Raw genomic sequence first — 22787 nt, 5'->3', positions numbered from 1 at the left:
GGGGCGGCCGCCCTCGCCCGAACCGCTCATCCGGCCGGTGGTGGCTCCGGCGCCGACAGGGCCAGGAGACGGCGGTGCTCGGTCTCCGGCACCTGTTCGCCCGACGAGGGAAGCAGTTGGGGGATGCCGTCGACGATCGGGTAACGGCGGCGCAGACGGGGGTTGTAGAGCGCGTCCTCCGGGACGAGGAGCGTCAGCGGGCCCTTGTCGAGCGGGCAGGCGAGGATCTTCAGCAGCGGGTCATCGGGGTTCACGGCTCAACTCCTGGGTGGTGGGCTCTTGCCGGCGTGCGGTGAGGGTCAGGAGGACCGCCACCGCGAGGACGGCTCCGGTCAGGCGCAGCGCCAGCCGCAGCGGGTCGTCGGGCAGCGACTCGCCGAAGGCGAAACTGCCGACGACCGCCGTGTACAGGCACGAAGTCGTCGTGCAGACCGGGACGACCAGGGACGCCCGGCACCGCTGGAGCGCGGTCTGGGACAGCAGCAGGCCGGTCGCTCCGGTGACGAGCAGCAGATACGGGTACGGCCCCGCGAGCAGGGTCAGCGCGGCTCCCGCCGGGTCGTCCAGGGTGGCCGGGGCCAGGTGCGCCGACACGCCCTTGATGGCCAGCGAGCTCACCCCGTACACGAAGCCGACGGCCACGCCGTAGGCGACGCCGTCGGCGGTGGGCGCGCGGTGGCGGTGCGCGACGCGGCGCTCGGTGGCCGAGTACAGGCCGAGGCCGATGGCCAGGGAGAGCGCGCTGAGCAGCACGATCAGGGCGTACGGCGAACTCCGGCCGACGCTGTCGGTGCTCGCCCGCAGGGATGCGACCACCATGAGGAGGGCCAGCAGGACGGCCGCCAGGGCGCAGCGCTCGCGGGTCGACGTGCGTTCGCCGAGGAAGCGGTTGGAGAACAGGAGCAGCAGGACCAGGCCCGAGACGAACAGGGCCTGGGCGGCGGCCATGGGCAGGGTCCGGTACACGAGGAGCTGGGCCGCGAAGCCGCCGGCCAGGGCGAGCGAGCCGCCGATCCACAGCGGACTGCGCAGCAGGTGGCGGAGCAGGTGGACGGGCCGGCGGACGTTCAGCGCGGGCAGCGCGGCCAGGGCGCGCTTCTCCAGTACGAAGCCCGAGCTGTAGAGGACGTTCGCCAGCAGCGCGGCCGCCACCCCCCACCCCATCGCCCTCAGGCTCCGGGGCGCCGGCGGGCGTGGGCCAGGAGGATCGACGCCGCGGTGGGCGCGGCGGACGCGAACAGCCGGTCCAGGGGGCGCAGTGGGCCGGGGACGCCGTGGAAGGGCGCGCCGGTGATCCGTACGACGTCGAAGCCCGAAGCGGTGAGGAACTCCCGCAGCGCCCGGGCCGTGTAGAGGCGGAGGTGACCCACCACCTCGGTGCCGGGACGCCCGTGGATCGCGCGCAGGCTCACTTCCGAGAACACCGGCTGGGTGCCGGTGAGCAGCAGCGCGCGGTTGTACCAGGCGGCGAGGTTGGGGGTGGAGAGCATGAGGTGGCCGCCGGGGGCCAGGACGCGGCGCAGTTCGTCCAGCGCGCTGTCCGGGTCCACCAGGTGCTCGATCACCTCGCTGAAGAGGACCGCGTCGGCCGCCCCCGCCGCGAAGGGCAGCCCGTTGCCGCTCAGTTCGCCCCGTACGACATGGGCGAGGTGCTGCGACGCGCGGCGCAGGGCGTCCTGGGACCAGTCGACGCCGATCACGCGGTGGCCGCGCAGGATCGGCGCGGCGGTGGCCGCCGCGGTGCCGTCGCCGCAGCCGATGTCGAGGACGGTCGCTCCCGGGCGGGGGAGGGCGGCGGCGAGGATGCGGGCCTGGCGCAGGGTGCGGGGGGTGCCGGAGGCCACGGGGACCGCGGGGTTCTCGTAGAAGTCCTGGAGGGTGGGCGGGGTTTCGGGGCGGGGGCGCGGATCGGTGCCGGCGGCCTTCACCGGGTCCCCCCGGACGTCGCCTCCAGGTACTCCGTGAAGAGGTCCCGCAGCCGTTCGCCGTCGGCGGCTCCGAGCAGCACGCCCGACCAGCGCAGCGCCAGGTGCAGGCGGCCCGCCGTACTGGCCGTGGTGACCGTGAGGCCGCGGGGCATGCGGGCGGGCGCCGAGAACCAGACGGCCGTCGCCCTGCCCGTGCCCTCGCCGAAGTCCAGGGGGTACGGGACGCGGCCGATGTTGCTCAGCAGCGTGGTCGACGTCCACGGCGCCGCCGTCCGGCGCAGGGCGCGCGTGAACGCCGCGCGCAGGGCCACCGGCACCACGGGCGCGGTGAGCAGGGCCGCGCCGTGGCCCAGTGGGGGGCGCGGGAGTGCCTTCAGGGTCCGGGTACGGGCGGCCGTGCGGCGCAGGAGCTCCCCGACGTCGACGTCGGGGGATCCGGTCAGTTCCTCCGGGGCGAACGGCACCTCGACCAGGCGGGTGCCGTTGCCGATGGGCATGTCCAGGCCCCGGGAGCGGTCGTCCACCGGCATCGTGATCCGCATGGGGCGCGGCGGGCTGCCGTGCTGCCGGTTCCAGGCGGCGATCATGCGGGCCGTCGCCACCATCAGCTGGTCGTTGACCGTGTACGGGGCGTCGCGCGGGCGGGTCGGGAGGGGGAGCTCCACCGTCAGCATGCCGTTGGGCGCGGCCGACGTGGGCGTGCCCCGGGCGACGCGCGCCACGGGGGCGAAGCCGGCGCGGGAGGCGGGAGGTGCGGGGGGCCCGGTGGGGCGCATGGGTGCCCGGGTGGGCGGTGGGGTGGACGGGGAGTTGTCCCGGCCGCCGTAGAGCTCGGCGGCGGTGGCCAGGACGCGCAGGCAGGCGGGGCCGTCCAGGGCGGTGTGGTTGACCGTGAGGAGCAGTACGCGTTCGACGACCTCCAGGCGTACGGGCGGCGAGAGCGCGAGCGGCGGCGCGACGGAGAGGGCGCGGGCCCGGGCGCGGTCGAGGGCGTCCGGGCCGGTCGGCGGGAACGTCACCACTTCGGTGTCGGCGTGCGGGGTGAGTTCCCATTCGTAGCGGCGCCGGTACCAGGGGCCGGGGGCCTCGCGCATGAGGATGCGGGGGTGGCGGCGCAGTGCCTCTGCGAAGGCGGTGCGGAGGCGGGCGGGGTCGGGGCGGGCGGGCAGGTGGACCTCGATGTGCACGGTCTCGGGCACTCGGGGGTGCAGGCAGTGGCGGGTGACCTCGTCCACGACCGTGAAGGGGACCCGGTGGTGGCCGGCGGGGCCGGCGGGGTTGCCGGGGTTGCCGGGGCGGGCTTGGTGGTGGAGCGCGGTCACTGTGGCCTCTCCTCGCCGGGGGCGGTGCGGTTGTGCCGGGCGGTGGCTGGGGGGTTGTGGGCGGCGGCTCCGGGGTCGGTGCCGTGCCGGGGCGTCTCCTCGGGCGTCGAACGTTCGGGTCCGGCTGCGGTGGGTTCGGGGTGGTTGCGTTCGGCGCCCTGCGGGGAGCGCCCCGGCACGTCCCCTCCTGGCACTGCCGACGGTTGAGCGGGGTTGTGGGGCGAGTGCCCCCGCACGTCCCCTCCCGGCACCGTGGCTTGTTCGGCGGGGGTGTTGGGGGAGTGCCCCTGCGTGTTTCCTGCCGGCACCGCGTCGTCGTTCCGGGCGGGGCGGGGGGTTGTCACCACGGCGGCCGTCAGGGCCGTCAGGGCCAGGAGTTGGGCCACCGGGCCGAACGCGCCCGCCGAGTCGGAGGCTGGTTCGCCCGCCTGGAGGGCCGCCACCGTGCCCGCCGCCGTCATCGCGAGGAGGGCGATCGCGGGGAGGAGGGTGTGGCGGAAGTGGGCCACCAGGGCGAGGAGGGGGACCAGTACTGCTGCCAGGGGACCCGCGGTCAGGGCGAGGGTGAGCGTCAGGGCCGCCAGGGTGAGGAGGGGGCCGGGGGCTGGTGGAGTGGGTGCGGTCGGGGGAGTGGTGGTGTTCGGCCGGCGGCGGTAGAGGGTCAGGACCGTCAGGGCTGCCAGGGCCAGTGCGCCGGTGATCAGGCCCGCTTCGTAGACGCGTGCCGGCTTGTACTCCATGCGCACTTCGCCGCCCTCGCCCTCCGGGATCAGCCAGCCCTGCTGCCAGCCGTCCAGCCGGAGGGAGGGGAGCTTGCGGCCGTCGAGGGTCGCCTGCCAGCCCGCGTTCGCGTTCTCGTACGTCTGGAGGTACGACGCCTCGCCCGGTCCCACCGTGAGGGAGCGGCGGTCGCCCACCGCGTCACGGACGGTCAGCTCGCGCGTGCGCTCGGCGGGCGGCGCCGCCTTGTTCCTGGTCAGGGTGATGTCGGTCAGGGCCAGGGGGCCCGAGTCGCCCGCCTCCACGCGGTGCGTACCGGCGGGCAGACTCACCCGGCCGTCGCGCTGGGGGCCCGCGCACAGCGAGACCTCGACGGGGCGGCGCTCGGTGAGGTCGCTCAGCCTCCCGCTCGCGGCGGTGGCGTGCAGGGTGCCGTCGACGGAGAGGACGGGGCCCTGCCCGCAAGGGAGTTGGAACGTCTCCTGGGGTTCGGGCTGCGGGACCCGGAAGTCGTCCAGAGCGGGGACGTACACCTCGCTCAGGCCCACGGGGAGCTGCATCTCGCCGTTCGCCACCGGGTTGTGGACCGTGAGGGCCGCCGTGCGGGTGATCCTGATGTCCAGGCGGTCGGTCCTGATCGGCTCGAAGCGTGCCAATCCGTTCTCGTCCACCGAGACGGTGGCGGCGCCGTCGGGGGAACTGATCTCCACCTGCTCCGGGCGGGTGGAGAGGCCGCCGGCGGCGGCGAAGACGATCTCGCCGATGGGGCGCTTCCCCGGCCAGCGCAGGTGCAGGGTCGGTTTGTCGCCGGCTATCCAGGCCGTCGTGAGGTCGCCGTCGACCAGGTTGCGGGGCGTGAGGGACGCGCCCAGGCGGGAGGTGGAGTCGGCCGTCGCCGTCAGCCTGCGGCGTTGCTCGGGCGCGAAGGTGTAGAGGAGCGCGTCCAGCGCGTCGCCCGGTACGGGCAGGGCTGTGGCGGTCAGTGCCCAGGTGCCCTTCGTGGTCGTCGAGAACTGCCGGTGCAGGCCCACTTCCGCCGACACGGGGGACAGCCCGCCGGGGTCGCTGCCCCGGTGGAGCGAGACCAGGTCGGGGTCCGCGTCCCGGGGCAGGGACAGGAGGCGGGTCACCTGGACGCCGGGGATGTCCACCGCGGTGAAGCCCGCGCCCATCAGCCCGGGGCGGCCCTGCTGCGCGTTCGTGATGGTGATCTTCAGGTAGGTGGCGCGGCCCGGGGGCGCGTCGATCTCCTGCGGTGCGCCGTCGGGGTGCAGCGGGCTCGTCCTGCTGCCGTTGTCGGTCTCCACGCGTACGGCCGTGGGGGCGGCCCGCAGGCCGTCGGACGGCAGCGGCGTCACCCGGATCCGGGCCGGGAGGGTGGTGGGAGAGGTGAACGCGATGCGCAGCCACTCGCCCCGGGGGTTCGCCGCGCTGCCCTCCGCCCACGCCGTGTCGGGGTTTCCGTCGAACGCGTTCACCGGGTCGTACTGCGGCAGGTGGAACAGCCAGTTGCCGCTGCTCGACGCCGTCACCGACCGCGCGCCGCGCAGCACCGCCGTGGTCTGGTGCTTCGTGCCGTCGGACGGCAGGATCTGGCGCGGTTCGCGCCCCGGGTCCTGGAGGCTCCCGGGGTGGTTCCTCTCCGTGGCGGTGTACGTGTACGACGTGTTCGAGTTGACCAGGCCGAAGCGGGTGTCGGCGCGGCGCAGACCGTCGGCCGCCGCCCGGATCGCCGGGTCGGCGAGGCCCGGGTGGCTGTCGCCGGTGAGGACGGCGGACCGCTTGCGCATCGCCGGGTCGGCCGACAGGCGCAGGAGCGCCTCGGGGCCGCCGCTGACGATCGCGGTGTCCGCCACCGGGGCGATCCCCGCCCGGTCCGGGCGCGGGGTGGCAGCGGGCGGCTCGTAGACCTCCACCGCCTGCTGCCGGGGGTAGAGGCCCTCGATCTGCACGGGGGTGTCGTCCGGGATGCGGCCGCCGGTGAGCACCGGGCCGAACCCCGTCACACGGCGGTAACCGGACTCCTCCAGCGTGCGCTTGACGGTCTGCGGGGGTACGTAGCCGATCTGGTCCGGGTCCAGGTCGTTGCGTACGACGACGTAGTGCAGCCCGGCCCGGTGCAAGTAGTCGCTCAGGCCCGGGACACGGGCCCCGGTGGTGAGGGCCTGCTCCACCGCGTCCATGGCCCGGCGGTTGCCCGGCGTGCCGAACGGCACGTAGTCGCGTTGCGCCCACCGGGACTTCGCCAGCACGTCGAGCGGCTGGTCGATGGTGGAGCCCCAGGTGTGGATGCCGTGGGCCGTCGCCGGGACGACCAGGGCGCGGCTCGCCGGCGAGTTCTCCTCCAGCCAGTCGGCCGTCGCCTTCCAGTGCGCGGGCAGTTTGGTGAAGGAACCCGGCTGGAGGATGTCGCCGTTGAGGTAGGGGAGCGCCAGGGCCGGAAGGATCAGCAGGGCGGTGAGGGGCGCCGTCAAGCGGCGCAGGGACGGCAGGGTGAGCGTCGAGGTGATGTGGGTGAGACCGAGGACCAGCGCGAGGGCCAGGCCCGGCTGGAACTTGTAGATGTTGCGGAAGGGGACCAGCGCGCCGTTCAGCCAGTCCTGGAAGAGGGACGCGAACGGGCCGCCCAGCGGGCCGTCGTAGCCGGCGAGGGTGACCGCCGCCACGCAGAGGACGACCAGGAGCAGCCAGCGCCGCTCCGGCATGTCGCGGCGGGCCAGGCCGGCGAGGCCGAGCGCGGCGGCGACGGCGGAGCCGATGACGGCCGGAGCCGCCGTGGCGACCGTCCAGCCGGCGGGCAGCCACGCCTCCCCGAAGTGCAGGTACGCCGTCCAGTTGCCGGCGCCGCGCAGCATCTCCGTCGCGGACATGGTGGCCGTGGTCGTCTCGGCCTGCTCCACGTACGGCAGGAAGTTCTCGCCGTGCAGCCCGAGGAGGAGCAGCGGGACCACCCACCAGGCGGTGGCGAGCAGCACGCCCGGCACCCACCAGGCGATCAGCGCGCGCCGGCGGGGTGTGGCCGGCCGGCTCAGGAGGTAGAGCCCGACCGGCAGCAGGGCCGCCAGGGTCGACGCCGCGTTCACCCCGCCCATGCACGGGATCAGCAGCGCCGAGCGGAGCGCGGCGACGCGGGCCGTGGTGCGGTGGTTCGTGAGGGGCAGCAGGACCCAGGGGAGCAGCGCTCCCGGCAGCGCGGCGGCCGACGTCGAGCCGACGACGATCGTGTACGTCGGCCACAGGGCGTACGCCGCCGCGCCGAGCAGGCGGGTCGCCGGCGAGCCCACGCGCAGGCGCTCGGCCAGGCGCAGCGCGCCCCAGAACGCCGTGGTCACCACGATGGACAGCCACAGGCGCTCCGCCAGCCAGACCGGCAGGTGCGCCAGATCGGCCAGCGCGTAGAACGGCAGCATCGGGAAGGCGTAGCCGACGTACTGGTCGAAGATGCCGCCGAAGCCCGCCCTGCTGTGCCACAGCTCGCCCAGGTCCGACAGGAAGCGGAACGGGTCCAGGGCCACGCCGAGTTTCGTCTCGAACGTCATCCTGCCCGGGGACGCGGCGACGAAGGCGAGCAGCACCGCGCCCCAGAAGCCGAACAGCCAGCGGCGCGAGCGCGGGCCCGCGGGCGGATCAGGACGGGGAGGCGGCGGGGTCCTGGGAGGTGCCTGGAGGGTGGTCGTCATGGACACCGCCGGAGGATGAGGAGGAGATTCCAGGTGGCGAACTCGCGCAGCAGGGGGATCCTCGGCACGACGGCGGGGAGGAACGGCCAGTAGCGGGCCCGTGCCGTCACCACCTCGACGTCGGTGCGGGACCGTACCTGGCGCAGCGTGGCGCCGACGTGGATCCGGAAGAGGTTCTCGCCGAGCGTGTGCTTGGCCTTGCGGCCGGTACGCCGTTCGTAGCGGCGGCGGGCCCGTTCGGCGCCGAGGTAGTGCCAGGGCGCCCACTCGTGGCCGCCCCAGGGTGAGTACCAGTTGGTGAACGACACGTAGATCAGGCCGCCGGGCGCGGTGACGCGCACCAGTTCGCTGAGGAAGGTCGCCGGGTCCTCGACGTGCTCCAGCACGTTCGAGGAGAAGCTGATGTCCGCCGCGCCGTCCGCGAGGGGCAGCAGATAGCCGTCGGCCACCACGGTGCCGCGGGTCCGGCGGCCGCCGAGTTCCCGTACGTCCGGTTCGAAGAGGTAGCTGTGGGCCCCGCGTCTGCGGAACTCCTCGGTGAAGTGGCCGCTGCCGCCGCCGATGTCGAGGACGGTCCGCTCCGCCAGCGGCCCGTAGCGCTCCAGTTGGTCGGCGGCGTCACGGGCCAGCAGCGCGTAGCAGTGGTCGGGGTCGCCCTGTTCGTCGAGGAAGGCCCGGAAGAGGGTGACGGACCTGCGCAGGGAGGGGTCCTTCACCGGAGGTCACCTCCGCCGGTGGGCAAGGGCCGCCTCCGCCGCCACCGCCCGGAACTGGCGCACCGTACTGCTCCACCGGTAGTGCGCGGCCCGCGCGGCGGCGGCGCGGCCCATCGCCTCGCGGCGCTCGGTGCTCAGGGCCAGCGTGCACCAGGCCGCGGCGAACGAGCTCTCGCCGCGGGCGAGCACGCCGGTCACCCCGTCGGCTATCGAGTCCCGCAGGCCCGGTACGTCGAAGCCGATCGCCGGGGTGCCCCGGGTCGCCGCCTCGGTCACCACCAGGCCCCAGCCCTCGACCGCCGAGGGGTGCAGCAAGAGGTGCGCCGCGCACAGCAGTTGGTGCTTCTCGGCCTCGGAGACGTGCCCCTTGAAGACCACGTCGGGCCCGGCGAGCGCCTCCAGGCTCCGGCGTTGCGGCCCGTCGCCGATGATCACCAGCTTGCCGCCGGTGACCGGCCGTACCCGTTCCCACAGGCGCAGGAGCAGGTCGATGCGCTTGTACTCGACCAGCCGGCCCATCGCGAGGAAGAGCGGCTGCGCGGAGCGGGGCGCGCGGTCCGTCGGCTGTTCCACCCCGTTGTGCACGACGCGGATGCGTCCGGGGTCCACGCCGAGCGCGGTCAGCGCGCCCGCCGTGGAGCTCGACACGGCGACCAGCAGGTTGTCGCGCTGGGCCGCCGACAGCGCCCAGTGCTCCAGCCGGCGTCCGAGACCGGCGGCGGGGCCCGGGTAGCGCATGCCCCACAGTTCCGTGTGCACGTGGTTGACCAGGCAGAGTGTGGGGCCGCGGTGCCACAGCGGGGTCAGGTACGGCAGACCGTTGCAGACCTCGACCAGCAGGTCGCAGTCGCCGACCTGCCGGGCGAAGGCGCGGCGCGCCTTGACGAAGTGGCCGAGGTCGCCGCCGGCCGAGACGACCCGGTAGTCGCGGTACGCCGCCGGGCCTCCGCACAGCAGCGTCACCTGGTGTCCGAGGGCGGTCAGGCCGTCCGCGAGGCGGTCGACGAGGAGTTCGGAGCCGCCCGCGGCGGGATTGCCGAGGTCGCGGCGGGAGAGGAAGACGATCCGGCGGGGGTGCCGGGACGTGGGGTGCGGGAGTGCGGGGTGCGTCTCTTGGGGTTTCGCATCGTGCAGGGTGGGGGGCACGTGCTGGGGCATGCGAGCTCCAACTCGTTTCAGGGTGCGGAACCGGTGGGGGCCGTGCTCGGGGTGGGGAGGTAAGTTTTCGGCACGCTGTTCGATGCGGCTACTCACCTCGGTGACAATTTCCCGCCCGGTGTGAGCTGATGTGTCATCACAATGTGATGACAGGCGTGGTCCCGCGCGCCTCCCGCCCCCGTACGACGAGCACCGCGCCCACTGCCGCGAGCAGCGCCCCCGCCCCGCCCGCGCCCAGCGGCAGCGTCTCGCCCACCAGCTCCAGCCGGTCGCTGTCGGAGGAGGCGAGCTCGACCTGGGCCCGCTGCGTCGCGGGGGTGAACTCCAGGCGGCGGCTGTCCAGCAGCACCACCTCGTCCCGCTTCCCGCCGGGCGCGCGCAGCGTCTTGCGCGGGCCGATGGCGGCGTTCACGATGCGGCCCGTGCGCCGGTCGACGACCAGCTCGATGCCGTGGTTGGCGTACCACTCCTCGGCGAGCACCTGGCTCCGCTTCGGCAGCCCGACGAGCCGCCCGGGGACCAGCCGGGTGCCGGTCCGCGCGGGCTCGACGGCGCCGGTGAAGCGGTAGCCCTCGTACCCCTGGACGCTCCGCACACCCGCGAAGCGGAGGCGGACCGTCGAGCCGAGCGTACTGTCCCACCAGCGGTACGAGCGCTTCTGAACGTCGAAGGGGAACTTGAGGTAAGCCTCTCCGTCGAAGGCTGGTTTCTCACCGCAGCAGTGCACCGGCTCGTTGGTGCGGCGGTCGGTGACCCAGCGCTCCAGCGTCCACTGGAGCGAGTCGTGGGTGTCGGCGGCCGGGAGCGTGTCCTCGGTGTCCACCGAGGTGGAGACGTCCCAGATCGCCCTGCCGCTCTTCTCGCTGTCGGCCACGTCGCCCCGTACCTGGCGGGTGATCGTGAGGTCCTTCCTCAGGGTCTTGATCTCGCCGGTGTCGAAGTAGCGTCCGGGGCCGGTGAAGACCGTCGTGACGGCCACGTCGATCGGGGTGCGCTTCGCGCGCGGCTCCACGTACCAGGCCAGCATCGGGGCGAGGACGAGCAGGAACACGCCGGCGCCCAGCAGGGCCAGCGACAGGGGGGATGCGGTGCGACGCATACGGGCGACTCCAGAGGCGGCCGGCGGGGGGATGGCTCGGCGGACACGTGCACGTGCGTATGGGCCGGGAACCGTAGGCGCGCTCTTGACGGACTGTCAATGGAGTGCCGACACTGGACACTTGCCGGACGGGGCCGGCGGGACACCGGTGGGGTCACAGCGTCAGAGAGGCTGACCCGACCATGTCCAGATTCCTCGCCGCAGCGCTCACCGTCGTTGCCGCCGCCGCCCTCGCCGTGGGCGCCGCCTTCGCCGTCGTGGCCCTGCTCGACGCCACGCCGGAGCAGCCCAATGTGCCGTTGATCAGCTACGAGTCGGCGACGCCCGGGAAATGACCACGCTGGGAGTGCCCCGAGTGGAGACGACCGCGGCGGACGGGGAGCGACGCATGGGCGACGGGTCGGCCTGGGGCGCAGTGCCCCGCCTCCAGTTACGGCAGTTCACCGACCTGGCCATGCGCGAAGTCCCCGCGCTGGCGCGGGAGATCCTCGACTGCATCTGCCGCGAGCACCCCAAACTGCCGCTGCTCGTCGACGAGTCGGGCGAACTGATCGCCCTCGTCGGCATCCGGCGCGCCCTGGAGGACTTCGTCCAGCACCTGGTCCTGGAGAAGGGACGTCCGCACGTCCATCTGGAGGTCTTCCAGGAGTTCGGGCGCGGCGAGGGGCTGCACGGCCGTTCCCTGGACTCCCTCCAGGCCATGTACCGGCTCGGCGTCCGCCTCGCCTGGCGGCGGCTCGCCGAGATCGGGCAGCAGGTGCGCATCCCGCCGCCCGCGATGTACGAACTCGCCGAGTCCGGATTCGCCTTCCTCGACGGCCTGGTGGACCAGACGGTACGCGGGTACGCCGAGGCCGCCGCCCGGCAGGCGGGGGAGCGGCTGCGACTCCAGCGGAAGCTGACGCAGGCGCTGATCGCGGAGTACGGCGAGCCCGACGACCCGGTCCGCGCCCGGTCGCTGGCCGAGCACGCCGCCCGGATCGGGTGGCCGCTGCCCGAGCGGGTCGCCGTGGGGGTGCTGCTGCGGCCGTCGCGCGCCTGCGTCACCCCGGCGGTGGGCCAGGGCGTACTGCTGGACATGGAGAGCGAGCAGCCGCTGATCGTCGTGCCCGACCCGGCGCTCGCGGGGCGGCCCGAGCTGCTGCGCCGGTCGATGCGGGGCTGGTCCGGGGCGCTCGGCCCCGCCGTGGCGCTGGCGGAGGCAGCGAAGTCGCTGCGCTGGGCGGCGGCCGCCGTACGCCTCATGGAGCGGGGGCTGCTGCCCTCCGGCCGGCTGCTGCACTGCACCGAGTACACCGAGGCGCTGGTGCTGCTGCCGCCCGAGGAGCTCATCGGCGACCTGACGCGCCGCTGCCTCGCGCCGCTCGCCGGCTGCGGCCCCACGCAGGGGCGGCGGCTCGCGGAGACGCTGCTGGCGTGGCTGGAGACGCGCGGCGGGGCGCCGGAGGTGGCGGCCCGGCTGGGGGTGCACCCGCAGACCGTGCGTTACCGGATGCGGCAGATCCGCGAGCTGTGGGGCGACGAGGTCGACGACCCGGACCGCCGCTTCGAGCTCGAACTGGTGCTGCGGGCGCAGCGGTTGCGCGGTGAGCTGAGCGAGCCGATCCGCTGACCCGGTGCCTCCGCCCCCGGGTCTGTGCGGTACCGGGGGCGGAGGGCGGGGTGCGGGCGGTGGTCAGCCGCGCAGCTGCTCGTACGCCGGCAGCGTGAGGAAGTCGGCGTAGTCCTCGTCGAGCGAGACGGTGAGCAGCAGGTCGTGCGCCTGCTGCCACCTGCCGGCGGCGAACGCCTCGTCGCCGATCTCCGCGCGGATGGCGGCCAGTTCCTCGGCGGCGATGGCGCAGGCCAGCTCCGGGGTCGCCTTCCGGCCGTTCTCGAAGACGACGCCCGCGTTGATCCACTGCCAGATCTGCGAACGGGAGATCTCCGCCGTGGCGGCGTCCTCCATCAGGTTGAAGATCGCCACCGCGCCCAGGCCCCGCAGCCACGCCTCGATGTAGCGGATGCCGACCTGGACGGCCGAGACGAGGCCCTCGTACGTCGGGACCGCGTCCAGCGAGTCGATGGCGATCAGGTCGCCGGGCGCCACCGAGACGTCCTCGCGCAGCCGGTCCTTCTGGTTCGGCTTCTCGCCCAGGACCGCGTCGAACGACGCCATCGCGATCGGCACCAGGTCCGGGTGCGCGACCCAGGAGCCGTCGAAGCCGTCGGCGGCCTCGCGGTCCTTGTCGGCCTTGACCTTCTCGAAGGCGACCTTGTTCACCTCGGCGTCCTTGCGGGACGGGATGAAGGCCGCCATGCCGCCGATGGCGTGCGCGCCGCGCTTGTGGCACGTGCGGACGAGCAGCTCGGTGTACGCGCGCATGAACGGGGCCGTCATCGTGACCGCGTTGCGGTCCGGGAGGACGAACCTGGCGCCACCGTCACGGAAGTTCTTGACGATGGAGAAGAGGTAGTCCCAGCGGCCCGCGTTGAGGCCCGCCGCGTGGTCGCGCAGCTCGTAGAGGATCTCCTCCATCTCGTACGCCGCCGTGATCGTCTCGATCAGGACGGTCGCGCGGACGGTGCCCTGCGGGATGCCGACGTAGTCCTGCGCGAAGACGAAGATGTCGTTCCACAGCCGCGCTTCGAGGTGCGACTCGGTCTTGGGCAGGTAGAAGTACGGGCCCTTGCCGAGCTCGATGAGCCGCTTGGCGTTGTGGAAGAAGTACAGGCCGAAGTCGACGAGGGCGCCCGGCACCGGACGGCCGTCGAAGCGCAGGTGGCGCTCGTCGAGGTGCCAGCCGCGCGGCCGCATGACGACGGTCGCCAGCTCCTCGGCCGGCTTGAGGGCGTACGTCTTGCCGGACTTCGGGTCGGTGAAGTCGATCCGGCGCGTGTACGCGTCGATCAGATTGCGCTGGCCGAGGACGACGTTCTCCCAGGTGGGAGCGGACGCGTCCTCGAAGTCGGCGAGCCAGACCTTGGCGCCCGAGTTCAGGGCGTTGACGGTCATCTTGCGGTCGGTCGGACCGGTGATCTCCACGCGGCGGTCGTTGAGCGCGGCCGGGGCCGGCGCGACCTGCCAGTCTCCCTCGCGGACCTGTGCGGTGTCCGGGAGGAAGTCCAGCGTCGACGTGCGGGCGATCTCGGCGCGGCGCTCGGCGCGGCGGGCGAGCAACTCGTCACGGCGGGGCGTGAACAGCCGGTGCAGCTCGGCCACGAAGGCGAGAGCCGCGTCGGTCAGGACCTCTTCCTGCCTGGGCAGGGGCTCGGCATCGACGATGGCCAGCGGGGACGGCGCTGGTGCGGACATGAGCTGTCACTCCTTACGCGGGCGAGCCTGCCGGCCGCCGGGTCGCCTGAGAACGGCACTAAGTGCCATGGCTCCGAGGTACGGTCGCGGGCGCCGCCGGATGGTGCAGGGCGCTTCTGACGTGTGGATAGTAGTTTCCTCATGGTGGAAGTTCAACGGTCTGTTGATGTCGAGATTCTCCTGGTCGACAGAAACTGTCGCTCAGTGCCACCCCGGTCACTCCAAGTGGAACAGGTCCTCCGGCGTGTCGATGTCGTACGCCGCGGCCACGTCCCCGCACTCGACGAGCGTCACCGCGTCCGCGTGCTGCCTCAGATAGGCGCGTGCCCCCCGGTCGCCCGTCGCAGTCCTCGCGATGTCCGCCCACCGCCCGGAGCCGAAGAGCACGGGGTGCCCCCGTTCCCCGCCGTACGCCGCCGCCACCAGGCTCGAAGGCGAGCGGTACGCCGCCGCCACCCGGCCCACGGCCCGCGCGCCGATGCCCGGCTGGTCGACCAGCGAGACCAGCGCGGCCCCGGCTCCGGTGCCGGCCAGGGACGCCAGGCCGGCCCGCAGCGACGAGCCCATCCCCTCGTCCCACTCCGGGTTGTCGACCAGCACGCAGCCGCTCAGGTCGGCGCGCTCGCGCACCCGCTCCGCCGACGCCCCCAGCACCACGTGCACCGGACCGCAGCCGCCCTCGCGCAGCACGCGCACCGCGTGCTCGACCAGCGGCCTCCCCCGGTACTCCAGCAGCGCCTTCGGCCGCCCGCCGAGCCGCCGGCCCGCGCCCGCCGCGAGCAGCAGCCCCGCGACGCCGCCGCCTCCCTCGTTCCCTGTGTGTGCCATGGGCCCTTGCTTACCTCATCCGGCAGGGGCGCCGACGGCCCGTTCCCGCCGGCCGACTCCGGTCCTGACCGCTGAGCGGGGGCCAAGTGGCGTACAACCCTCCGGTTGGCGTTAACTGACCCCCGGCCTCTGTGCACGCCGTCCGACCAACGGCGTACGGGGCCGGACCACTGGCAGGACCTGCACGTCATCGTGCGAGGGGGAGAGACCTTGTTGAGAAGTGTGGAACAGGGGTGCGTGACCGGGGACGGCGAGGACCCGCGAGTGACGGAGTTGCGTGCCGCCGTCTCGCACCTGCGCCGGGAACTGGCCGGGCACCCCGCCGAACTCCCCGACCGGGGCGTCGCGGAGGACGAACTGGCGTCGCTGCACGCCATGGCGCTCAGCGGCGTGCCCGAGATCATGCGGCTGCGCCGTTCGCTGCTGCTGGTCGTGGGGTGCATCGGCTCGGTCAGCGCGCTGTCCCAGGCCCTGGCCCAGGTGCGCAACGCGATCGAGCTCTTCGGACGGGACTGACGGACGAAACCGGCGGACGGAACCGGCCCGCCGACTCAGCGCCGGATGAGCCGGCGGGCCGTCGCCACCGCCACGGCCGAGGTGCGCGAGTCGACGCCCAACTTGGCGTAGATGTGCACCAGATGGGTCTTGACCGTCGCCTGGCTGAGGAACAGCTCTTTGCTGATCCGCAGGTTGGACATGCCCTCGCCGACCAGCTGGAGCACCTCGATCTCGCGCCGGGTCAGCGCCGCCGCCGGCGTGCGCATCCGGTCCATCAGCCGGTGTGCGACGGCCGGCGCCAGCGCGGACCGGCCGGCCGCCGCCGTGCGCACCGCAGCCGCGAGCTCCTCCGGGGGCGCGTCCTTGAGCAGGTAGCCGCTCGCACCCGCCTCCACCGCCGCCAGGATGTCGGCGTCCGTGTCGTACGTCGTCAGGACGAGCACCCGGGGCGCGCCGGGGCGCGCGGTGATCGCGGCGGTCGCCTCCGACCCGTGCATGCGGCCCGGCCCGAACTGCAGGTCCATCAGGACGACGTCGACGTCGTCCGCCGCCGCCAGCTCCACCGCGCGCTCCGCCGTGGCGGCCTCCGCGACGACCAGGAGGTCCTTCTCCGTGTCGAGTACGGCGCGCAGGCCCGCCCGTACGACGGGATGGTCGTCGGCGAGCAGGACGCGCACCGGACCGCCGGTGGCCGTCACTGCGGATCACCGGCCGGCAGCGGCAGGGTGATCGCCAGGGCCGTGCCCTGCCCCGGCGCGGACTCGACGCTCAGGGCGCCGCCGAGCGACCGGGCCCGCGCCCGCATCGCGGGCAGCCCGAAACCGTCGCCCGCGCGCGGGCGGGGGGCCGACGGGTCGAAACCCACGCCGTCGTCCACGACGTCCAGCGACACCGAGGTCTCCATGAAGCTGAGGGTGATCTCGGCGCGCGTCGCCGCCGCGTGCCGCACCGTGTTGGCGAGCGCGGACTGGGCGACGCGCAGCAGTGCCACCTCGTACGGAGTGGGCAGCTCCACCGGCGTGCCGCTCACGGCGAACCGCACGGCGGGCTCCGGTGTCGCCGCGCACAGCCGCTCCAGCGCGGCGGCCAGCGAGCCGTGCTCCAGGTCGGGCGGCGTCAGGGCCCGTACGAAGCGGCGGGCCTCGGCGAGATTGTCCTGCGCCGCCTCGCGGGCCCGCCGGACGTGGACGCCCGCCGGGTCGCCGGCCGGCAGCGCGCGTTCGGCGGCGCGCAGCAGGAGCTGGATGCTGGACAGTCCCTGGGCGAGCGTGTCGTGGATCTCGCGGGCCAGCCGCTCGCGCTCGGCCAGCGTCCCCGCCGTCCGCTCGGCGGCGGCGAGGTCCTCCCGGGTGGCGAGCAGTTCGTCGATGAGCTCGCGGCGCCGCTCGCTCTCCCGGTACAGCGCCTGGTACCCCAGGACCGTCGCCACGGCGACGGCCGCTCCGAGCAGCGGTCCGACGAACGTGCCGGGCGTCACCGTCCGCCCGTGCAGGACGAAGCCGGCGATGGCCCCGCCCGCCGTCGCGGCGACGGCGGCCAGGCCCCGGCGCACCGGCAGCAGGTGGAGCTGGAGGAAGTACAGCGGGAAGGCCGCCCACAGCCCGTCGGGCGTCAGGGCCAGGAGTATCAGCCAGGCCAGACCCAGCGCCGCGAGCCAGCCGGCGGCGGCGCGCGGCGAGCGGTCGACGGCGGGGCTCAGCGCCCCGACGGCGTACACGACGGCCATCGTGACGGCCGCGAGAACGACGGCCGTCGCGTCCGGGGCGCCGCCTGCCACGGCCTTCACGGCGGCGAGCGCCAGCAGCCCGCCGAGCAGGGCGTGCAGGCACAGCCGCAGTCCGCGCACCACGGGGGTGAGGGGACGGGCGGGGAGGGAGGGGCCGAGCACGCGCGTGAGGGGAACGGCGGGGCCGGTGAGGGCGAGGCCGGCGGCGGTACCGGGGTGGGAAGAGCTGGGGTCCATGGCGTGTCCAGCGTAGGGCTCCGGCGCGGTCGCTCCGTCAACCGAAGGATGGATGTCGCGACGATCCCTGGCGCGATGTTTTCACACGCCCGCGCGGCCAGGCTCGGATCATGTTCGTCGCATGGAGAGATATCGGATTCGCCCGGGGCCGCTTCGCGCTCATGGGCACGGTCGTCGCGCTCATCACCCTGCTCGTCACTCTGCTGTCCGGCCTCACCGCCGGACTGGCCAGGGACAACACCTCGGCCATCACCTCGCTTCCCGCCGACCGGCTGGCCTTCGGCCGGCCGCCCGAAGGGCAGGAGGTGTCGTTCACCCAGTCCTCCGTGCCCGAGAGCGCCTGGCGGGCGTGGGCCCGGCAGCCAGGCGTCACCGCCGCCGAACCGCTCGGCATCCGTACCGCGAACGCGCGGGCGGGGGAGCGGACGGCCGCCGTTTCGGTGTTCGGCGCGGAACCCGGCTCCGGGCCCGCGCCCGACGTCGAGGGCTTCGGGCCCGGCAGGGTCGTGCTGTCGCTGCGGGCGGCCGGCGACCTGGACGCCCGGCCCGGCGACACGGTGGACATCGGCGGCGTGAGGACGACCGTGGCCGCCGTGGCGGGAGAGGACGCGTACAGCCACACGCCCGTGGTGTGGACAACGCTCGACGACTGGCAGCGGCTCGCCGCGGGCGGCGGCGGGACCGCGGAGGAGCGGGCCACCGTCGTCGCCCTCACCGTCGCGGACGGCGCGGACCTGGCGGCGGGCGACAGGGCGGCGGGCACCGAGACCCGCACGGTCGAGGGTTCGCTGAGCGCCCTCGCGTCCTACGAGGCCGAGAACGGCTCGCTCCGGTTGATGCGCGGGTTCCTGTTCGCCGTCTCGGCGCTCGTCGTGGGGGCCTTCTTCACCGTCTGGACGATCCAGCGCGGCGGCGACGTCGCCGTCCTCAAGGCGCTGGGGGCCTCCACGCCGTACCTGCTGCGCGACGCGCTCGGCCAGGCCGTGCTGCTGCTGGGCGCCGGTACGTCGCTGGGGGCCGCGCTCGCCGCGCTGACCGGCGCCGCCGTCGCCGGGGCCGTCCCGTTCGTGCTCGACCCGGTGACGCTGCTCGTGCCCGCCGCCGTCACGGCCGGCCTCGGCGTCGCCGGCGCCGCGCTGTCCGTCCGGCGCATCACCGCCGTCGATCCCCTCGTCGCCCTCGGGAGTGTCCGATGACCCTGTCCCTCACCGGCGTGACCCTCACCTATCCCGACGGGGCCGCGCGGCTGACCGCCCTCGACGACGTCACGCTCGACGTCGCGGCGGGCTCGCTCACCGCCGTCGTCGGGCCCTCGGGTTCCGGCAAGTCGAGCCTGCTCGCGGTCGCCGCGACACTCGTCGCACCGGACCGGGGGCGGGTCGTCGTCGACGGTACGGTCACCGGTGACCTGAGCGGTGCCGAGCGGGCGGAGCTGCGGCGCACCCGCGTCGGGATCGTCTTCCAGCAGCCGAACCTGCTGCCGTCGCTCACCTCGGCGGAGCAGCTCCAGGTGATGGCCCACCTGTCGGGCCGCCCGCCGCGCCGGGCCCGGCAGCGGGCGCGGGACCTGCTGGCGGCGGTGGGGCTCGCGGACCGGGCGGACCGCCGCCCGCACCAGTTGTCGGGGGGTCAGCGCCAGCGGGTGAACATCGCCCGCGCGCTGATGAACGAGCCGGCGGTCCTGCTGGTCGACGAGCCGACCAGCGCCCTCGACCACGAGCGGGGCGCGGCGGTGCTCGACCTGCTGGTGACGCTGACGCGCGAACGGGGCACGGCGACGGTCCTCGTCACGCACGACCGGGCGCACCTGGAGCGGGCGGACACGGTGGTGACGATGGCGGACGGCCGGGTGCGGGCCGGCCGCCGTCCGTCCGGAGCAGCGGCCGGGCCGGGCGCGGTCAGCCCTGCGTGCCGTTGTTGGTGAGCACGACCGAGAGGTCCTGGGCGACTTCCTGGAGTATCGGCACGATCTTCTCGGTGGCCGCCTCCGTCACGCGGCCGGCCGGCCCGGAGATGGAGATGGCGGCGGCCGTGGGGGAGTGGGGGACCGGGACCGCGAGGCAGCGGACGCCGATCTCCTGCTCGCCGTCGTCCACGGCGTAACCGGCCCTGCGGACCTGCTCCAGGGCGTCGAGGAAGCCCTCGGGGGTGGTGATCGTCTTCTCGGTGGCGGTCGGCATGCCCGTACGGGCGAGCAGCGCCCGCACCTCCTCCGGCGGCGTGTGCGCGAGGAGCGCCTTGCCGACGCCCGTGGAGTGCGGCAGCACCCGGCGGCCGACCTCGGTGAACATCCGCATCGAGTGCTTCGACGGCACCTGGGCGACGTAGACGATCTCGTCGCCGTCCAGCAGCGCCATGTTCGCGGTCTCGCCGGTCTCCTCGACCAGGCGGGCCAGGTACGGGCGGGCCCAGGTGCCCAGCAGCCGGGACGCGCTCTCGCCGAGGCGGATCAGGCGCGGGCCGAGCGAGTAGCGCCGGTTCGTCTGCTGGCGCACGTAGCCGCAGGCGACGAGCGTGCGCATCAGACGGTGGATCGTGGGCAGCGGCAGGCCGCTGCTGGCCGAGAGCTCGCTGAGGCCGACCTCGCCGCCCGCGTCGGCCATCCGCTCCAGGAGATCGAAGGCGCGCTCAAGGGACTGCACACCACCGCTGGGTGCGGCAGATTTGGAAGCGTCGGTGGTGGCGTTGGACGACGGCACGTCAACGGTCCTTTCGAGGCGGATGGGCAAGGCAGCAGCCTACCCGGCGGGTGCGCGGAGCACACGGGCCGCGTCACGGCGTCCGGGCCGGTCAGAGGGGTGTTTGTCCCTGTGTCGGCGGTCACTCGGGACGAACCGGGGATGCTCCCCTCGTACATAGTCACCTTCTGCGCTACGAAATTCCACTTCCACTTTGTGGAAAGGTCCAAGTGGGCGGGGTGCTCTTGACGGGCAGCACCCCGAAGTGAAGACTCCTTCAACAGTTCGTTGAATTCTTTCTCCTACGGAAGTGAGGGACAGGGTGCCCGACGTGGACCTCGTACTGCGCTCGACGCGCGTCGTCACCCCCGAGGGGACGCGCGCCGCATCGGTGGCCGTCGCCGAGGGGAAGATCGCGGCCGTGCTGCCGTACGACGCCGAGGTGCCGGCCGGCGCCCGGCTGGAGGACTTCGCCGACGACGTCCTGCTCCCCGGCCTCGTCGACACCCACGTCCATGTGAACGACCCCGGCCGCACCGAGTGGGAGGGCTTCTGGACCGCCACCCGCGCGGCCGCGGCGGGCGGCATCACCACGCTCCTCGACATGCCGCTGAACTCCCTGCCGCCGACCACCACGGTCGACAACCTGCGCACCAAGCAGGACGTCGCCCGCAGCAAGGCGCACATCGACGTCGGCTTCTGGGGCGGTGCGATCCCGTCCAACGTGAAGGACCTGCGGCCCCTGTACGACGCCGGCGTCTTCGGCTTCAAGTGCTTCCTGTCGCCCTCCGGCGTCGAGGAGTTCCCCGAGCTCGACCAGGAGCAGCTCGCCCGCTCGATGGCCGAGATCACCGGCTTCGGCGGACAGCTGATCGTGCATGCGGAGGACCCGCACCACCTGGAGACCGCCCCGCAGAAGAGCGGCCCCGCGTACGCCGACTTCCTCGCCTCCCGGCCGCGCGACGCCGAGAACACCGCCATCGAGGGCCTGATCGCGCACGCCAAGCGGCTGGGCGCCCGGGTCCACGTACTGCACCTGTCGTCCTCCGACGCGCTGCCGCTCATCGCGGCGGCGAAGCGCGAGGGCGTGCGCGTCACGGTCGAGTCCTGCCCGCACTTCCTCACCCTCACGGCCGAGGAGGTCCCGGACGGCGCCACGGAGTTCAAGTGCTGCCCGCCGATCCGCGAGGCGGAGAACCAGGACGCGCTGTGGCAGGGGCTCGCGGACGGGACGATCGACTGCATCGTCTCCGACCACTCCCCGTGCACCACCGATCTCAAGACCCCCGACTTCGCCTCCGCGTGGGGCGGCATCTCCTCGCTCCAGCTGGGACTACCGGCGATCTGGACCGAGGCCCGGCGCCGGGGCCACACGCTGGAGGACGTCGTCCGCTGGATGTCCGCCGCCCCCGCCGAACTCGCCGGCCTGCCGCAGAAGGGCGCCATCGCGCCCGGCCGTGACGCCGACTTCGCCGTCCTCGCCCCGGACGAGACCTTCACCGTCGACCCGGCGGAGCTGTACCACCGCAACCAGGTGACGGCGTACGCGGGCAAGACCCTGCACGGCGTCGTCAGGTCGACGTGGCTGCGGGGCGTACGCATCGCCGACAACGGCACTCTGGCCGAGCCGACCGGCCGGCTGCTCGAAAGGAACAACTGATCGTGGCGATCCCCTCCTTCACCGGTGACGCGAGCCCGTACGGCGGCGGCGACCCGTACGCCGACTACCGCACCGCCGACTTCCCCTTCACTCACTTCGCGGACCTCGCGGACCGGCGGCTCGGCGCGGGCGTCATCGCCGCCAACGACGAGTTCTTCGCCGAGCGCGAGAACATGCTGCGCACCGGCGACGCCGAGTTCGACCCCGAGCACTTCGGGCACAAGGGCAAGATCATGGACGGCTGGGAGACGCGCCGCCGCCGCGGTGTGAGCGCCCAGCAGCCGCACCCGACCGACGAGGACCACGACTGGGCCCTCGTACGCCTGGGAGCGCCCGGCGTCGTACGCGGAATCGTCATCGACACCGCCCACTTCCGGGGCAACTACCCGCAGGCGGTCTCCGTGGAGGCCGCGTCGGTGCCCGGCTCGCCCTCGCCCGAGGACCTCCTGGCCGGCGACGTGAAGTGGGTGACCCTCGTACCCCGTACGGCGGTCGGCGGCCACGCGGCCAACGGCTTCGCCGTCGACGTCGAGCAGCGCTTCACGCACCTGCGCGTCAACCAGCACCCCGACGGCGGCATCGCCCGCCTGCGGGTCTACGGCGAGGTCGCGCCCGACCCGGCCTGGCTCGCCACCCTCGGTACGTTCGACCTCGTCGCCCTGGAGAACGGCGGCCGGGTCGAGGACGCCTCCGACCGCTTCTACTCCCCGGCCACCAACACCATCCAGCCGGGCCGCTCGCACAAGATGGACGACGGCTGGGAGACCCGCCGCCGCCGCGACAAGGGCAACGACTGGATCCACTACCACCTGGTGGAGCAGGCCGAGATCCGCGCGGTCGAGATCGACACCGCGTACCTCAAGGGCAACTCGGCCGGCTGGGCGGCGCTCTCGGTGCGCGACGGGGCCGACGGCGCGTGGACCGAGATCCTGCCCCGGACCCGGCTCCAGCCCGACACGAACCACCGCTTCGTCCTGGGCTCGGTCCCCGCGGCCACCGAGATACGGATGGACATCTTCCCGGACGGCGGCGTCTCCCGGCTGCGCCTCTTCGGCTCCCTGACCGAGACCGGCGCGGCGCGCCTTGCGGCCCGGCACCAGGAGCTCGGCGGCTGACGCGCGGGCCGCACCCCTGAACGCGGAGTGGGGCGGGGGGGGGCCGCCCCCGCGCCCGCCCCCCCCCCCCACCCCCCCCCACCCGCCGGGCGCAGGCAGGGGCGTATAAAAAAAAGAACCAGGCGGC

The 22787-nt window shown here is 73.9% G+C and carries 20 protein-coding genes; 7 read left to right on the top strand and 13 right to left on the bottom strand.

What is annotated here, in order from left to right; genetic code table 11:
- Positions 1-26: 26 nt before the first annotated feature.
- The 8 genes from ACWGH0_RS05225 to ACWGH0_RS05190 all read right to left on the bottom strand — a co-directional run bounded on the left by ACWGH0_RS05225 (position 27) and on the right by ACWGH0_RS05190 (position 10623).
- A complete protein-coding gene (locus ACWGH0_RS05225) occupies positions 27-254 on the bottom strand; it encodes a Trm112 family protein (protein ID WP_453402771.1) in 228 nt (75 codons plus the stop codon).
- Complete coding sequence (locus ACWGH0_RS05220) at positions 241-1164, bottom strand: hypothetical protein (protein WP_453402770.1); 924 nt, start codon at positions 1162-1164, stop codon at positions 241-243. The genes ACWGH0_RS05225 and ACWGH0_RS05220 overlap by 14 nt, the downstream gene beginning before the upstream one ends.
- A 5-nt stretch (positions 1165-1169) precedes the next feature.
- On the bottom strand, positions 1170-1928 hold the full coding sequence (locus tag ACWGH0_RS05215) for a class I SAM-dependent methyltransferase (RefSeq protein WP_453402769.1): 759 nt from the start codon (positions 1926-1928) through the stop codon (positions 1170-1172).
- Positions 1925-3250, bottom strand: a complete 1326-nt coding sequence (locus ACWGH0_RS05210) for a condensation protein (RefSeq protein WP_453402768.1) — start codon at positions 3248-3250, stop codon at positions 1925-1927. Before ACWGH0_RS05210 ends, ACWGH0_RS05215 begins: the two co-directional genes overlap by 4 nt.
- Entirely contained in the window at positions 3247-7650 is a 4404-nt protein-coding gene (locus tag ACWGH0_RS05205) for an alpha-(1->3)-arabinofuranosyltransferase domain-containing protein (RefSeq protein WP_453402866.1), read from the bottom strand. The genes ACWGH0_RS05210 and ACWGH0_RS05205 overlap by 4 nt, the downstream gene beginning before the upstream one ends.
- Positions 7647-8366, bottom strand: a complete 720-nt coding sequence (locus ACWGH0_RS05200; RefSeq protein WP_453402767.1) for a class I SAM-dependent methyltransferase — start codon at positions 8364-8366, stop codon at positions 7647-7649. The genes ACWGH0_RS05205 and ACWGH0_RS05200 overlap by 4 nt, the downstream gene beginning before the upstream one ends.
- 6 nt (positions 8367-8372) lie before the next feature.
- Positions 8373-9524, bottom strand: a complete 1152-nt coding sequence (locus ACWGH0_RS05195) for a glycosyltransferase family 4 protein (protein ID WP_453402766.1) — start codon at positions 9522-9524, stop codon at positions 8373-8375.
- Between the two features lie 136 nt (positions 9525-9660).
- On the bottom strand, positions 9661-10623 hold the full coding sequence (locus tag ACWGH0_RS05190; protein WP_453402765.1) for a DUF3068 domain-containing protein: 963 nt from the start codon (positions 10621-10623) through the stop codon (positions 9661-9663).
- 182 nt (positions 10624-10805) lie between these two features.
- On the opposite strand from ACWGH0_RS05190, the gene ACWGH0_RS05185 reads away from it, so the two are divergent.
- Positions 10806-10958 (top strand): hypothetical protein, encoded by a 153-nt coding sequence (locus ACWGH0_RS05185; RefSeq protein ID WP_453402764.1) that lies wholly within the window; start codon positions 10806-10808, stop codon positions 10956-10958.
- A 53-nt stretch (positions 10959-11011) separates the two neighbouring features.
- A complete protein-coding gene (locus ACWGH0_RS05180) occupies positions 11012-12235 on the top strand; it encodes a PucR family transcriptional regulator (RefSeq protein ID WP_453402865.1) in 1224 nt (407 codons plus the stop codon).
- A 63-nt stretch (positions 12236-12298) separates the two neighbouring features.
- On the opposite strand, the gene aceB is transcribed toward ACWGH0_RS05180, so the two are convergent.
- Together aceB and ACWGH0_RS05170 are read right to left on the bottom strand one after the other, a co-directional pair.
- Positions 12299-13918, bottom strand: a complete 1620-nt coding sequence (gene aceB, locus ACWGH0_RS05175) for a malate synthase A (RefSeq protein WP_453402763.1) — start codon at positions 13916-13918, stop codon at positions 12299-12301.
- 216 nt (positions 13919-14134) lie between these two features.
- A complete protein-coding gene (locus ACWGH0_RS05170) occupies positions 14135-14746 on the bottom strand; it encodes a nucleotidyltransferase family protein (RefSeq protein ID WP_453402762.1) in 612 nt (203 codons plus the stop codon).
- 264 nt (positions 14747-15010) lie between these two features.
- Here ACWGH0_RS05170 and ACWGH0_RS05165 point away from each other — a divergent pair, with 264 nt between their 5' ends.
- Positions 15011-15262, top strand: coding sequence for a DUF5955 family protein (locus ACWGH0_RS05165; protein ID WP_453402761.1), 252 nt, complete (start codon positions 15011-15013; stop codon positions 15260-15262).
- A gap of 35 nt (positions 15263-15297) precedes the next feature.
- On the opposite strand, the gene ACWGH0_RS05160 is transcribed toward ACWGH0_RS05165, so the two are convergent.
- Both ACWGH0_RS05160 and ACWGH0_RS05155 read right to left on the bottom strand, forming a co-directional pair.
- Positions 15298-15942 (bottom strand): response regulator, encoded by a 645-nt coding sequence (locus ACWGH0_RS05160; RefSeq protein WP_453402760.1) that lies wholly within the window; start codon positions 15940-15942, stop codon positions 15298-15300.
- On the bottom strand, positions 15939-17207 hold the full coding sequence (locus ACWGH0_RS05155) for a sensor histidine kinase (RefSeq protein WP_453402759.1): 1269 nt from the start codon (positions 17205-17207) through the stop codon (positions 15939-15941). The genes ACWGH0_RS05160 and ACWGH0_RS05155 overlap by 4 nt, the downstream gene beginning before the upstream one ends.
- 110 nt (positions 17208-17317) lie before the next feature.
- Between ACWGH0_RS05155 and ACWGH0_RS05150 the strand changes: the two genes are divergently transcribed.
- A complete protein-coding gene (locus tag ACWGH0_RS05150) occupies positions 17318-18403 on the top strand; it encodes an ABC transporter permease (protein WP_453402758.1) in 1086 nt (361 codons plus the stop codon).
- Positions 18400-19131, top strand: coding sequence for an ABC transporter ATP-binding protein (locus ACWGH0_RS05145; RefSeq protein WP_453402757.1), 732 nt, complete (start codon positions 18400-18402; stop codon positions 19129-19131). The genes ACWGH0_RS05150 and ACWGH0_RS05145 overlap by 4 nt, the downstream gene beginning before the upstream one ends.
- On the opposite strand, the gene ACWGH0_RS05140 is transcribed toward ACWGH0_RS05145, so the two are convergent.
- Positions 19106-19906, bottom strand: coding sequence for an IclR family transcriptional regulator (locus ACWGH0_RS05140; RefSeq protein WP_453402756.1), 801 nt, complete (start codon positions 19904-19906; stop codon positions 19106-19108). The genes ACWGH0_RS05145 and ACWGH0_RS05140 overlap by 26 nt on opposite strands.
- A 289-nt stretch (positions 19907-20195) precedes the next feature.
- On the opposite strand from ACWGH0_RS05140, the gene allB reads away from it, so the two are divergent.
- The gene (allB, locus tag ACWGH0_RS05135; RefSeq protein WP_453402755.1) at positions 20196-21545 is read left to right on the top strand and encodes an allantoinase AllB; all 1350 of its coding nucleotides are present in this window, start codon (positions 20196-20198) and stop codon (positions 21543-21545) included.
- Positions 21545-22660, top strand: coding sequence for an allantoicase (gene alc, locus ACWGH0_RS05130; RefSeq protein WP_453402864.1), 1116 nt, complete (start codon positions 21545-21547; stop codon positions 22658-22660). Before allB ends, alc begins: the two co-directional genes overlap by 1 nt.
- The last annotated feature ends 127 nt before the right edge of the window (positions 22661-22787 follow it).

The organism is Streptomyces sp. NPDC054887, from assembly GCF_053610585.1.
The sequence above is the reverse complement of the archived record's forward strand: the minus strand, read 5'-3'. Positions and strand labels throughout refer to the sequence as shown.

Coding starts and splice junctions, on each gene's coding strand:
- ACWGH0_RS05195 (WP_453402766.1), bottom strand. CDS start 9,524: ATGCCCCAGCACGTGCCCCCCACCCTGCACGATGCGAAACCCCAAGAG.
- ACWGH0_RS05170 (WP_453402762.1), bottom strand. CDS start 14,746: ATGGCACACACAGGGAACGAGGGAGGCGGCGGCGTCGCGGGGCTGCTG.
- aceB (WP_453402763.1), bottom strand. CDS start 13,918: ATGTCCGCACCAGCGCCGTCCCCGCTGGCCATCGTCGATGCCGAGCCC.
- ACWGH0_RS05150 (WP_453402758.1), top strand. CDS start 17,318: ATGTTCGTCGCATGGAGAGATATCGGATTCGCCCGGGGCCGCTTCGCG.
- ACWGH0_RS05180 (WP_453402865.1), top strand. CDS start 11,012: ATGGGCGACGGGTCGGCCTGGGGCGCAGTGCCCCGCCTCCAGTTACGG.
- ACWGH0_RS05190 (WP_453402765.1), bottom strand. CDS start 10,623: ATGCGTCGCACCGCATCCCCCCTGTCGCTGGCCCTGCTGGGCGCCGGC.
- ACWGH0_RS05205 (WP_453402866.1), bottom strand. CDS start 7,650: ATGACGACCACCCTCCAGGCACCTCCCAGGACCCCGCCGCCTCCCCGT.
- ACWGH0_RS05220 (WP_453402770.1), bottom strand. CDS start 1,164: ATGGGGTGGGGGGTGGCGGCCGCGCTGCTGGCGAACGTCCTCTACAGC.
- ACWGH0_RS05155 (WP_453402759.1), bottom strand. CDS start 17,207: ATGGACCCCAGCTCTTCCCACCCCGGTACCGCCGCCGGCCTCGCCCTC.
- ACWGH0_RS05145 (WP_453402757.1), top strand. CDS start 18,400: ATGACCCTGTCCCTCACCGGCGTGACCCTCACCTATCCCGACGGGGCC.
- ACWGH0_RS05185 (WP_453402764.1), top strand. CDS start 10,806: ATGTCCAGATTCCTCGCCGCAGCGCTCACCGTCGTTGCCGCCGCCGCC.